Raw genomic sequence first — 13,027 nt, 5'->3', positions numbered from 1 at the left:
TAGATGACATGAGTATAATCATATTCGGAACCGGTGGGCATGCCAAAGTTGTATTGGATGCAGTTAATGCTGCTCAACATGAGGTATGTGGTGTGGTCGACGATCGTTGGTCTTTACCTGTCTGGCGTGATGTTCCGCATCTAGGTAGTCGTTTAACGTTACCCAACATCGTCGCTATGCATACGGACGCAGCTTGGATCGTGGCGATTGGAGATGCTGAAATTCGTCGCCAAGTGGCCACCCAGTTGGAAAGCTTGGGGGCTGTATTTGCTACGCTGATCCATCCAACAGCTATAATTGGAACGGGAGTACAGGTAGGAAGTGGCAGTGTTGTGATGGCAGGAGCCATCTTGCAAGCGGATGTACAGGTTGGTCGCCATACTATTATTAATACGTCATCGACGGTCGATCATGATTGCCGAATTGCCGACTATGTACACTTGTCTCCTGGCGTCCGTCTAGCGGGAAATGTTTGTGTAGAAGAGGCCACACACCTTGGAATTGGGGCATGTTCCATTCCTGGTGTACGAATAGGACGATATAGCACAGTAGGTGCTGGCGCGGTTGTGATTGAAGATATTCCTTCTCATGTCGTTGCAGTAGGATGTCCCGCCAAAATCGTAAAGTGGAAGGAGAAGAACGATGCGGACTAAGCGTATTTATTTGGCCTCTCCGCATATGGGAGGGGGAGAGCAACGTTACATTCAAGAAGCCTTTGATACGAATTGGATCGCTCCTTTGGGGGCTAATGTTGATGAATTCGAGAAAATTGTGGCCAATTATGTAGGAGCAGCTGGGGCTGTAGCACTTAATTCCGGTACAGCTGCAATTCATTTAGCATTACGTTTATTAGGGGTGGGGCAAGGAGATTTAGTGCTGTGTTCCTCACTCACTTTCATTGCTAGTGCCAACCCTATTCTTTATCAGGGTGCGATACCGATCTTTATTGACTCGGAGCCAAACAGCTGGAACATGTCGCCACAAGCATTGGAGCGAGCACTATCTAATTATACTGCTATAGGTCAGAGGCCAAAAGCTGTTATAGTTGTCAATTTGTATGGACAGAGTGCTGATTATGAATCGCTCATGAAAATCTGTCAAAAGTACGAAGTTCCGATTGTTGAAGATGCTGCTGAATCGCTTGGGGCTTCTCACCAAGGTCGCAAGAGTGGTACATTTGGGGAATTTGGAATTTTTTCATTTAATGGTAATAAGATTATCACAACCTCTGGTGGTGGAATGCTTGTCTCCGAAGACAAAGTAGCACTCGAGAAAGCTAGATTTTGGGCTACACAGGCAAGAGATCAGGCGCGGCATTATCAACACAGTGAAATAGGCTATAACTATCGTATGAGCAATGTACTAGCGGGTATCGGTCGAGGGCAGATGGAGGTATTGGAGGAACGCATCTCACGTAAAAGAGAAATAAGGAATCGGTATGCTACAGAGCTCAATTCAATTACCGGAGTCACCGTAATTGGCGAAAAGCCCACTGGTCGTTCAACACATTGGCTCTCGGTAATGACAATAGATCCTAAGTTATGCGAAATATATCCAGATAAGATTATAAAAGCTCTTGCAGATCAGAATATTGAATCTCGTCCTATTTGGAAACCACTTCATATGCAACCGATTTTTAAGAATAATGTTTATTTCACTCATGATGAAGGTGAGGATGTGTCAGCTCGTATTTTTTTACAAGGGCTTTGTTTACCATCAGATACGAAGATGACTGATGAAGACATAGATTTAGTGCTTCAAATTGTACAATCAACGTTGAATGGAAAAGAAAAGTACAAAAGTGTGTTGAATTAGTTGTTATTTTTCGAGGTTAGTTGCATTTATAAGAATATAGCAGGTTTTTGGGACGTTTTATGAAATATATTCAGGGGTGATGATCATTTTAGGTGAATCTACAATTATAATTTTTAAAGGCCAGAGCCAGTATGACGTATTAAGACACTTTGCGGATGACCTTGGTGATGGATTTCTTCAATATGGTTACAACGTTGAATTCATTGATTTGCTGAATAGTGATTGGGACAAAAAATTAACCGATGTACTTAACGGTCAGAAAAATATTCTGTTTTTCCTAGGTATGAATGGAGTCGGTGTGGATGTTAAAAGTGGGCAAACTTCATTGTACGATTATTTAGATATCCCATTCGTTGCTTATTTTGTAGATGATCCGCTTCATCAGTATCCGAGAATCTTGCCAAATGTCAAAAATATTATATATGCTTTTATTGATAGAGAACATATCGAATTTGTGAACCAATATATGAATGTAAAAAACACCAAAGCATTCATCCCTCACGGTTGTAAGCCAATGAACATTAACACCCCTGATATGGGAGAAAGGGATATTGATGTTTTGGTTCCAGGCTCTTTCTCTCATCCTGAAGCCATAAGAAGTGAGTGGGATAAGTTAGGTGCAATAGCTTCTGGTCTGTTAAACAATATTGCAGAGGAAGTATATGCGAATCGGAGTAAACCGTTAATGGACTCTGCTAAATATGTTTTGGAACGTAACCATATTGAGTTAGATTTGTCGAATACTAAACTTTTTAATTTGTTGGCAAAGGTAGATTTGTACGTTCGTTCACGTATGCGAAATGAATTGGTATCTTCCTTGACTGACTATAATGTATTATTGTGTGGTAATGGATGGGAAAATGGATCGTTTGCAGAAAATATAAAGATATCCAAAGCTATTCCCTTTGAAGAAATTCCTCAATTGATGTCTAGATCGAAAATAGTACTGACTGTTTTGCCGTTGTTTTTGTACGGTGCTCATGAACGTGTATTTACAGCAATGTCAGCAGGATCAGTTGCACTTGTTAACAAGAACAATTATTTCGAAGAACACTTTGTTAATGGGAATGAACTTGTATATTTTGATTCCCAAAATGAAAATTTACACACCATTGTGGGAGATTTGCTGAGAAATCCTGAAAAAATGAATGCCATATCGACAGCAGGTATACAGAAGGCGAAATTAGATCACCAGTGGAGCAATCGTGCTGGGGAAATTTTGAAAACATATTTCATTCATAAGTCAGTAAACTGACTTAATAACGCCATTTTTCTACAAAATAATACCAATAAAACATTTTCTTTACCAATTGACAATGGATAAGTCTGGATGGTATAGTCTGAATTGTGGGCTAAGGTCTTGGCCAGAGCTTCACTTCATTTGATGACGAAGGGAATGTTAGTGCATGCAAGGTAAAGTAAAATGGTTCAACGCAGAAAAAGGTTACGGTTTCATTGAGACTGAAGATGGCGGCGATGTATTCGTACACTTCTCCGCAATTCAATCCGAAGGCTTCAAAACTTTGGAAGAAGGTCAATCCGTAGAATTCGACATCGTCGAAGGCGCACGTGGACCTCAAGCCGCTAACGTAATCAAATTATAATCATCCGGACAATCCGACCTACATATATGGTTAGATGGTTACCAATTGAATTATCGCTAGCAATAGACTCCGGTTTTCCGGGGTCTTTTTTTGTTTTTCTAATAGATTCATTTTAAGATATTACATAATAGATTGAGGAAAGAGGAAAACGGTTAATTACTTCTTCAAGCGCCCTATATCAACATCATGTAAATACAGAATTTCGCCTAAATATGATGAAATATCGCGAAATATGGCGTTACGCGTAGGTGGGCAGATGTGACTTGAACAGATGTCATGATTCGGTCACCGGGAGTTTTTACATGGCGCTTACATTCGTGTTATAATGAAGTGGCAAAGGAAAAGGAGGAGTGCCCTATGAATTTAAGTATTCGAGGTCAACAAATCGAGGTTACCGATGCTTTGAAAGATTATGTCGACAAAAAGTTGAGTAGACTCGAGAAGTATTTCGATGCACCCCTTAACTCTGACGGTGCTGTTACATTGAGCACGACGAGAGGCTTGCATACGGTTGAGGTGACGATCCCTTTGAAAGGCATTGTGCTCCGTGCCGAAGATGAGAGCGATGATATGTACGCTTCCATTGACGCCGTGGTGGACAAGTTGGAACGTCAGATCCGTAAACACAAAACGAAAGTTAACCGGAAGTTCCGCCAGGAAGGCAGCTTGAAAACGCTCTTCGTTGAAGATCCGACAGGTACAGTAGCTACTGCTGAACTGGATGTGGATACAGATGACGATGATTTTGAAGTGGTACGGACGAAACGGTTTATGTTGAAACCGATGGACGTGGAAGAGGCAATCCTCCAAATGAACATGGTCGGCCACAATTTCTTCGTATTCTCCAACATTGAGAATGAAGAAGTCAGTGTCGTGTACAAACGGAACGATGGGAAATATGGTTTGATCGAGCAAGGTTAATCGCCTTGAAAGATGGAACTCTGAACCCTTAAGTTGAAAATGAGTACTTACGATTACAATAACGACAGGACACTTCGTTTCCTGAATGAATTAAACGATTAAACTAAACAAGAGCTTCCATCCTTTAGGGTGGGGCTCTTTTCTGCATAAATAAAAGCTGGAAAAAAATTATGGAAGCAAGTTGATGAAACTATTTCCCATACCGCTGCGTCTAATAAATAGTAAGAAATCGAATGACTTTTCACGAAAAAGGATAAATATTTACACGCCTACAGCGTAATTCGTGAAGACTCAGGAATAGATTCGATAAGCTGAGAGTTGGTTCCAAATTTACCACTAACATTTTCTTATTCTAACCATATGATCTGAAAATATAGCAGTGAAAGAGAAGGCTTCCGCTAACGGCTATGATTTTTTGCACTTAAACGTGTACGAAGGGGCTTCGGAAGTTCAAAGAAGTGTGCCGCGGCGTGTTGCGGCGACCCTTACAAACTGTTACAATTTATGCAAGAGAATCATTGTCCTGATGAGGAATTGTCAACGAATGATCGTAATCATAATCAATGACAGGCACAGCACCATGAACATGATTCGTAAGGTTTGGATTAGCCCTTATATACGAGGAGTGAATCCTGTGAATATCGAATCAGCTTCATGAGTAACCCTGGGCAAGCCTGGAGTTGATTCATCCATATTAATGTTTTATATCGTTTGTCACCCCCGGGCAAGTGGATGTACATCCATCCGATGGTGTCGCATGGCGGCAGCAGGGGGTCTATTCTGTTTTGCACGAAAGGGGTATACCATGCTAGGACTTGTCAAAAAGATCTTCGGCGACATGAACGAACGTGATGTTAAACGTCTGATGAAGACGGTCGATGTGATCAATAAACTGGAACCACAATTTCAGGCGTTGTCTGATGAGCAGCTGAAAGCCAAAACCGAGGAATTCCGTGCCCGTATCGAAAAAGGGGAAACAACGGATGAGCTTCTGCCAGAAGCATTCGCAACGGTACGTGAAGCATCTCGCCGTGTTCTGGGCAAACGTCACTATGACGTACAGATGCTTGGTGGTATTGCTTTGCATGAGGGCCGCATCTCCGAGATGAAAACAGGTGAAGGTAAAACCCTGGTAGGAACCCTCCCGGTTTACCTGAATGCGTTGATGTCCAAAGGGGTACACGTCGTTACGGTCAATGATTATTTGGCACAGCGTGACAGCCAGGAAATGGGACAAATCTACGAATTCCTGGGCATGACGGTCGGGGTCAACCTGAGCGGTATGGATCATGCGCTGAAACAGCATGCATATGCTTGCGATATTACGTACGGAACGAATAATGAATTCGGCTTTGACTACCTGCGTGACAACATGGTGCTGTACAAAGAGCAAATGGTACAACGTCCATTGTTCTTCTGTATCATTGACGAAGTGGATTCCATCCTGGTCGATGAGGCTCGTACGCCTTTGATCATTTCGGGACAAGCACAGAAGTCGACGGATATGTACTATGCTGCAGACCGTTTCGTGAAACGTCTGACACCGGAAGAAGATTTTACAGTTGATATCAAAGTGAAATCCGTTGCCCTGACTGAAGGCGGTGTGGCTAAGGCGGAGAAAGCATTTGGCATTGAAAACTTGTATGATCACGCCAATGTTACCCTTAACCATCACATCGTACAGGCGCTGAAAGCAAATGTAATTATGCGTCGTGACGTCGACTACGTAGTCAGCGAAGAAGAAGTCATGATCGTCGATGAATTTACGGGCCGTTTGATGGCTGGACGTCGTTATAGCGATGGTTTGCACCAGGCGATTGAAGCGAAGGAAGGCATCGAGGTACAGAACGAGAGCATGACGCTGGCGACGATTACATTCCAGAACTATTTCCGGATGTACCGCAAGCTTGCGGGAATGACAGGTACAGCGAAAACCGAGGAAGAAGAGTTTAAGAAAATCTACGGTCTCGAAGTATTACAAATTCCAACCAACCGTCCGAACAAACGGGATGATATGGCGGATGTCGTATATAAGAGCATTGATGGCAAGTTTAAAGCAGTAGTTGAAGAGATCGTGGAACGCCACAGCAAAAACCAACCGGTTCTGGTGGGTACGGTGTCGATCGAGAATTCCGAGCGCCTTTCCGACATGTTGAAACGCCGTGGTGTCAAACACCAGGTACTGAATGCCAAGTACCATGCGGAAGAAGCAGAAATTATCTCAGGTGCTGGTCAAGCAGGTGCGGTAACGATCGCAACCAACATGGCTGGACGGGGTACGGATATTATCTTGGGTGAAGGCGTAGCCGAAGTGGGCGGTCTTCATATCATTGGTACAGAGCGTCACGAATCACGCCGGATTGATAACCAGCTGCGTGGACGTGCAGGACGTCAGGGTGACCCGGGTTCAACTCAATTCTATCTGTCACTTGGCGATGAGCTGATGAGACGTTTCGGTGCAGACAATGTACTGAACATGATGGAGCGTCTTGGCTTCGAAGAGGACCAACCGATTGAGAGCCGGATGATTACCCGTGCGGTTGAGTCTGCACAGAAACGTGTTGAAGGAAATAACTTTGACGTACGTAAAGTCGTTCTTCAATATGATGATGTCATGAACCAACAACGTGAAATTATTTATAAACAGCGCCGCGAAGTGCTTGAATCCGAAAATATCAAACAGATCGTTATGGATATGATTAAACCTTCCATTGAACGCATTGTTGAAGCACACTGCAGTGACGATATTCCAGAGAACTGGGAACTGCAGGAAGTGGCAGACTACATGAACAGCAAATTGCTGGATGATGGTGCGATCACCAAAGACGAGCTGTGGGGCAAGGAAGCCGAAGAAATCATCGAGTACCTGTTTGATAAAGTGCAGAAAAAGTACAATGCACGTGAAGAGCGTATCGGTGAAGAAATGGTTCGTGAGTTTGAGAAAGTCGTTGTGCTTCGTGCAGTCGACAGCAAATGGATGGACCACATTGATGCGATGGATCAACTGCGTCAAGGTATCCACCTTCGTGCATACGGCGGTACAGATCCACTTCGTGAGTACCAATTTGAAGGCTTCGAAATGTTCCATCAGATGATTGCTTCGATCCAGGAAGAAGTGGCAACTTATGTAATGAGAGCCCAAATCGAGAGCAATCAGGAACGTCAAGCCGTAGTGGAAGAGAGTCAAATCTCAACGAGTGGTGAACCCGCTGAGAAGCGTCCGGTAAAAGTCTCCGACCAAATTGGCCGCAATGACCCTTGTCCATGCGGCAGCGGCAAAAAGTATAAACACTGCCACGGCCAAGAATAGTTAAACGACTTTTCTTTTACGCCATATAGAATACATGAACGGCTCCTTGCAGCCGGGCATTTCAAATGATCAAATGAAGGATGCATAACCGGTGATTGGTGCATAGTTATAACTATGTGACCATGATCGAGGTGAAGAGAATTGCTGTTGTAACAGTAATCTCAGGCGCCGAGGTGAAGCATCTGACACTCGATCTGGCGAAGTGCCCGGTTTGCGGGGAGCTTATCTTAATGAAAAGAGGAATTGCACATGATTGATCCAAGCGTGAAGCAGGACCTGCGTGAAATAGGCAAGAAACTAACAAACCTTAGGGGGTCTCTTTGACTTAGATCTCAAGCAGGAAATGATTGAGAACTTTGAAGAGAAGATGTCCGCTCCGGATTTCTGGGACGATAATGAGAAAGCACAATCGGTCATTGCCGAGATGAACGCGGTTAAGGGATCTGTTGATCAATACGCGAAGCTGCAGCAAGATTATGACGATGCCCTGATGATGGTTGAACTGGCTGATGAAGAAGGCGACGAAGATCTGGCCGCCGAGGTTGGCAGCAGCGTCACAGCGATTGTAAGCAAGCTTGAGGAATTTGAACTTCAGCTCCTTCTAAACCAGCCCTACGATAAAATGAATGCCATTCTCGAGCTTCACCCGGGTGCAGGTGGTACCGAGTCACAGGACTGGGGACAGATGCTTCTGCGGATGTACACCCGCTGGGCCGAGAAGCGAGGCTTCAAGGTAGAGGTTCTGGATTATCTGCCTGGTGATGAAGCAGGAATCAAGAGTGTCACGCTATCCATTAAGGGACATAATGCTTACGGTTACCTAAAAGCGGAGAAGGGTGTCCATCGATTGGTGCGGATCTCTCCTTTTGACTCTTCGGGCCGTAGACATACGTCCTTCGTATCCTGTGATGTTGTTCCAGAGATCGATGACACGGTTGAAGTAGACATTCGGACAGAGGATCTCAAGATTGACACGTATCGTGCGAGTGGTGCGGGTGGACAGCATATCAATACCACCGACTCTGCCGTGCGGATTACACACATCCCTACAGGGGTCGTGGTAACGTGTCAGAACGAGCGTTCACAGATCAAGAACCGTGAGCGTGCGATGACAATGCTTCGTTCCAAATTGTATGAGCGTAAAATTGAAGAGCAAAAACAACAGCTGGATGAAATCCGAGGCGATCAGTCGGATATTTCATGGGGAAGCCAGATTCGCTCCTATGTATTCCATCCCTATAGTATGGTAAAGGATCACCGTACGAGCGTAGAGACAGGAAATACAGGTGCAGTTATGGACGGCGACCTCGATGCATTCATCGACGGTTATTTGCGCAGCCAGATTAAAGTAGAGACCGAGTAATCAAAGTTCCTGTATGGACCGGATACGTGTAGGCGTATGCTGGTGTATACAGGGGCTTTTTTTTGAGCCCAAATAGGGTAGAGAAATCAGCAACTTATCAGTCACATAAAAGGAGAGCACGACGACATGCAGCAGCAACAGCATTTAATTCCTAACCGCAAAAAGCGGGTAAACACCCTCATCCCCCTGAACGGGCCTTGGAGAAACGTAGTGGATACGGTATCCATTATTCTGGGTTCGTTTCTGATCGCGGTAGCCTTTAACTTATTTTTATTACCTAATCAGATTGCTTCAGGCGGGGTATCCGGGCTGTCTATTCTCGGAAAAGAGTGGCTGGGGCTAGAACCCGCATATACGCAGTGGGCCATTAACATTCCGCTTCTTATCGCAGGCTTTCTACTCATCGGTAAACAGTATGGCATCCGTTCGGTGCTAGGCAGTATTGTGCTGCCCCTGTTTGTTTATCTGACGAAAGACTGGGCTATTCCAACGACGAATCCATTGCTCGGATCCCTGTATGGAGGTATAGGTGTGGGTCTGGGGATCGGGATTGTATACCGGGGAAGAGGTTCAACCGGGGGGATGAGTATTCTCGCCAGAATCGTACAGAAATACAGTGGACTGAGTTACTCGCTTTGCGTAGTAATCATGGATGCTACCGTCATTATTATGGCTGCTTTTGTATTGTCATTGGAACAGTCACTTTATGCACTGATTGGATTGTACGTTACCGGGAAAGTGATCGATGCCGTGGAGATGGGACTTGGCTACTCCAAGGTTGCCTACATTATCTCCAATAAGACGGAGCCGATCACCAAAGTCATTCTTGCGGATCTGGATCGTGGATTAACGAAGCTGGAGGCAAAGGGTGGTTACACGGACGATCAGCGTACCGTATTGATGGTGGTCGTTGGACAAAATGAAGTGCCGAGACTGAAAGCACTGATTCGGTCCGTGGACCCGGGTGCTTTTGTCATTATCAGTAATGCGCACGAAGTGCTCGGTGAAGGTTTTAAACGAGAAGAGGTCTAATCACGTTTTTTCTATGGGCCATCTATAAATTAAAAAAAGCAGGGATCCATTCCAGCCAAACCTGGCGGAGGATGTCCCTGCTTTTTTATGAAGTTACAACTATTTGAATTTACCCTAATTACAAAATCGGAGACAGCAAGCGGGAGATTGCTTCTTTGAAACGAATCTTCAGGCTGCGCTTGTTGTATTCCTCCTGCGTCATCTCTCGGGAAACCTTAAGGTCATGCTCGAACGTTTCGACCAATGCCGTGGCAATTTCCTCATCATACATAAAGGCATTCACCTCAAAATTCAGGCGGAAGCTGCGGTAATCAATATTGGCAGTACCCACCGATGCGACCATGCTGTCAATGATGAGTGTTTTGGCATGAATAAAGCCATTATCGTATATAAATACTTTCGCGCCGACTTTTAACAACTCACCAATGTAAGACAGCGTAGCCCAGTATACGAAGGCGTGATCCGGTTTATTTGGAATCATGATACGCACATCTATACCTGACAGGCACGCGAGACGTATGGCTTCGAATACACTAGCATCCGGGATAAAGTAAGGCGTCTGAATCATGATGGAATGTTTGGCTCCATTAATCATCTTCAGATAACTGTTCTTGATGTGTTCCGTCTCTGCATCCGGTCCGCTGGAGACAATCTGCATCGCCGTCGTACCTGTACCCTCAATATGCGGAAAATGCTCAGGAACATAAGGGGTATCATGCTGCTTGGAGGCTTCATTCCAGTCCAGTAGAAAACGGGTCTGGAGAGCATGAACCGCATTTCCCTGAATACGCAGATGGGTATCGCGCCAATAACCGAACTTGGAATTCAAACCGAGATACTCATCGCCCACATTAAATCCACCGGTATAACCCAGATTACCATCAATGATGACGATCTTACGGTGGTTGCGGTAGTTCATGCGCAGGTTAATCAGACTGAATTTGGATGGGAAAAAGATTTCAACCAAACCGCCTGCTTCGCGCAATTCTTTGAAAAAGCGTTTCGATACCCGCCGCGATCCAAGCGCGTCGTAGAGCAGACGAACTTTGATGCCTTCCCGCGCTTTGCGGATCAGGGCATCGCGAATTTTTTTACCCAGCCGGTCGCCTCGGTAAATGTAGTATTGCACGTGAACATGATCCTGAGCCGCTTCGATATCATCAAGTAACCGCTGGAATTTGTCTGTTCCATCCGTGATGATCTCTACCGCATTGTCTTCCGTCAGGAGAGCGCCGTTCTGCTTCAGATTCATGTAGATCATGTCCTGACTGCTTTCCGTCGCTTGGTTGCGGAATGGTGTCCGATTGTCATGCAGCTGTTCCAACTGGGCCGCTATGCGTTCTTCCAAACCGAGTTTCTTTCTCTCTTTCCATTGGAACAGCCGGTAGCGGGTCAGATTCTGACCTGTTAGTAGATAAAGTACGAACCCAAGCACAGGAATAAAGTTCAAGACGAGCAGCCACGCCCAGGATGCGCTGGCATCCTTGCGTTCGAAGAACACGACTGCCGCAGCGAAGATAATATTCAGGCCCAGGAGTACCATAAGTAAAATGGATTCGATATGCACTGTAGTCCCCCATGTCTCATAATGACCATCGTGAACCCATTCATAAACCCTTCCTCGTGTAGAATTGTTATGAATAAGACCTTGGTATGTAATGTTTCCTATAAAACGTATTTTAGCAGAAGTATTCGGGTTCGTCCGCAGATATTGGAAAAGATATGTTCGGGATTGCCAAGAATCCATGTGAATTTGATGGTAGAGTGTTGTATTTATATAACTAGAGTCGTATAATAATACACAAATATGCATAGAAGCGACGGAATTACCGTGTGAAGGCCGTTTGATGGCATGAACATCGTATAAGCAGCGCATACAACAGGATTGGGGGAGCGAGAGTGAGTAACAAATTAAAAGTGGCAATTGTCGGTTCCACCGGCTATGGCGGGGTGGAGCTGATTCGTTTTTTTCAGAACCATCCGCAGGTTGAAATCACTTCGGTGATCTCTTCATCCAGCAGCGGCGAGTCCATCGCAGATGGATTCCCGCATTTGACGGACGTGATTCGCAGGCCACTGGATGGTGTAGTTCCAGCGAAGATTGCAGAGCGTGCAGATTTGGTATTCACAGCTACCCCATCCGGAGTAAGCGCCAAGCTCGTTCCAAGCCTGCTCGAAGCAGGGCTTAAGGTGATTGATCTGTCTGGCGACTTCAGACTGAAGGATGGAACGGTGTATGAAGAGTGGTATAAACACCCGGCTCCACCGAGTGAGTTGCTGGAACAAGCGGTGTATGGCATGGCTGAGGTGTACGGAGATGAAGTGAAGGGCAGAAACTTTATTTCCAATCCAGGCTGTTACCCAACAGCTACACTTCTTGGACTTATTCCTGCGGTAGAAGCGGGATGGATTGATCCATCCACCATTATCATTGATGCCAAATCCGGCGTATCCGGTGCAGGACGGGGAACCAGCCTGACGAATCATTATGCAGAGATGAACGAGAATTTCAAAGCCTATAAACTCAACAAACATCAACATATACCTGAGATTGAGCAAGTACTCGGCAATATTACCGGCAGTCCGGTAACGGTGACGTTCACCACACAACTTGTGCCAATGACACGTGGGATCATGAGTACGATGTATGCCAGTCTGGTGGGGGAACACAGTGATCGTGACTTGGTGGATCTGTATCGTAAGTATTATGAGAATCGACCTTTCGTACGCGTACGTGAACCGGGAATTTGGCCTTCTACCAAAGAAGTGCAAGGATCGAACTATTGTGATATCGGATTTGCGGTTGACCCGAGAACAGGACGTTTAACCATTATTTCAGTCATCGACAACCTGGTGAAGGGTGCTTCCGGGCAAGCGATTCAAAATATGAACCTGATGATGGGATGGGAGGAGAACCTCGGGCTGAACATGACGCCGGTATATCCGTAAGGAATGGCGATCGGAGGAGCGTGCAGACGCGAG

Annotated in this window: 11 protein-coding genes; 10 read left to right on the top strand and 1 reads right to left on the bottom strand. The window is 45.2% G+C overall.

The window, feature by feature from the left end:
• Window positions 1–8: 8 nt before the first annotated feature.
• From AB3N00_RS19850 to AB3N00_RS19810, 9 genes are all read left to right on the top strand, one after another.
• The gene (locus AB3N00_RS19850) at window positions 9–653 is read left to right on the top strand and encodes an acetyltransferase (RefSeq protein ID WP_413036139.1); all 645 of its coding nucleotides are present in this window, start codon (window positions 9–11) and stop codon (window positions 651–653) included.
• The gene (locus tag AB3N00_RS19845) at window positions 643–1,815 is read left to right on the top strand and encodes a DegT/DnrJ/EryC1/StrS family aminotransferase (protein WP_413036138.1); all 1,173 of its coding nucleotides are present in this window, start codon (window positions 643–645) and stop codon (window positions 1,813–1,815) included. The genes AB3N00_RS19850 and AB3N00_RS19845 overlap by 11 nt, the downstream gene beginning before the upstream one ends.
• Window positions 1,816–1,894: 79 nt before the next feature.
• Window positions 1,895–3,070, top strand: coding sequence for a glycosyltransferase (locus AB3N00_RS19840; protein WP_413036592.1), 1,176 nt, complete (start codon window positions 1,895–1,897; stop codon window positions 3,068–3,070).
• Between the two features lie 151 nt (window positions 3,071–3,221).
• Window positions 3,222–3,419 (top strand): cold shock domain-containing protein, encoded by a 198-nt coding sequence (locus AB3N00_RS19835; protein ID WP_024631599.1) that lies wholly within the window; start codon window positions 3,222–3,224, stop codon window positions 3,417–3,419.
• Window positions 3,420–3,776: 357 nt separating this feature from the next.
• Window positions 3,777–4,340, top strand: coding sequence for a ribosome hibernation-promoting factor, HPF/YfiA family (gene hpf / locus AB3N00_RS19830; protein ID WP_095291396.1), 564 nt, complete (start codon window positions 3,777–3,779; stop codon window positions 4,338–4,340).
• Between the two features lie 805 nt (window positions 4,341–5,145).
• Window positions 5,146–7,650 carry a preprotein translocase subunit SecA gene (gene secA / locus AB3N00_RS19825; RefSeq protein ID WP_193723489.1) on the top strand — a complete coding sequence of 835 codons (2,505 nt, stop codon included), beginning with the start codon at window positions 5,146–5,148 and terminating at the stop codon, window positions 7,648–7,650.
• A gap of 95 nt (window positions 7,651–7,745) precedes the next feature.
• The gene (locus tag AB3N00_RS19820; RefSeq protein ID WP_413036137.1) at window positions 7,746–7,907 is read left to right on the top strand and encodes a hypothetical protein; all 162 of its coding nucleotides are present in this window, start codon (window positions 7,746–7,748) and stop codon (window positions 7,905–7,907) included.
• A protein-coding gene (gene prfB / locus AB3N00_RS19815) for a peptide chain release factor 2 (RefSeq protein ID WP_337033151.1) occupies window positions 7,900–9,013 on the top strand; the annotation gives its coding sequence in 2 pieces (ribosomal slippage) (window positions 7,900–7,971 and window positions 7,973–9,013; 1,113 coding nt in all). Before AB3N00_RS19820 ends, prfB begins: the two co-directional genes overlap by 8 nt.
• A gap of 126 nt (window positions 9,014–9,139) precedes the next feature.
• Window positions 9,140–10,045, top strand: a complete 906-nt coding sequence (locus AB3N00_RS19810; RefSeq protein ID WP_413036136.1) for a YitT family protein — start codon at window positions 9,140–9,142, stop codon at window positions 10,043–10,045.
• Window positions 10,046–10,163: 118 nt separating this feature from the next.
• Here AB3N00_RS19810 and cls read toward each other — a convergent pair whose 3' ends face one another.
• The gene (gene cls / locus AB3N00_RS19805) at window positions 10,164–11,612 is read right to left on the bottom strand and encodes a cardiolipin synthase (protein WP_413036135.1); all 1,449 of its coding nucleotides are present in this window, start codon (window positions 11,610–11,612) and stop codon (window positions 10,164–10,166) included.
• Window positions 11,613–11,944: 332 nt separating this feature from the next.
• Here cls and argC point away from each other — a divergent pair, with 332 nt between their 5' ends.
• Complete coding sequence (gene argC, locus AB3N00_RS19800) at window positions 11,945–12,994, top strand: N-acetyl-gamma-glutamyl-phosphate reductase (RefSeq protein WP_413036134.1); 1,050 nt, start codon at window positions 11,945–11,947, stop codon at window positions 12,992–12,994.
• The last annotated feature ends 33 nt before the right edge of the window (window positions 12,995–13,027 follow it).

The sequence above is a fragment of the Paenibacillus xylanilyticus genome, assembly GCF_047246825.1.
GTDB classification, from domain to species: Bacteria; Bacillota; Bacilli; order Paenibacillales; family Paenibacillaceae; genus Paenibacillus; species Paenibacillus xylanilyticus_B.
Note: the sequence above shows the minus strand (reverse complement) of the source record. Positions and strands in the feature narration are given on the sequence as shown.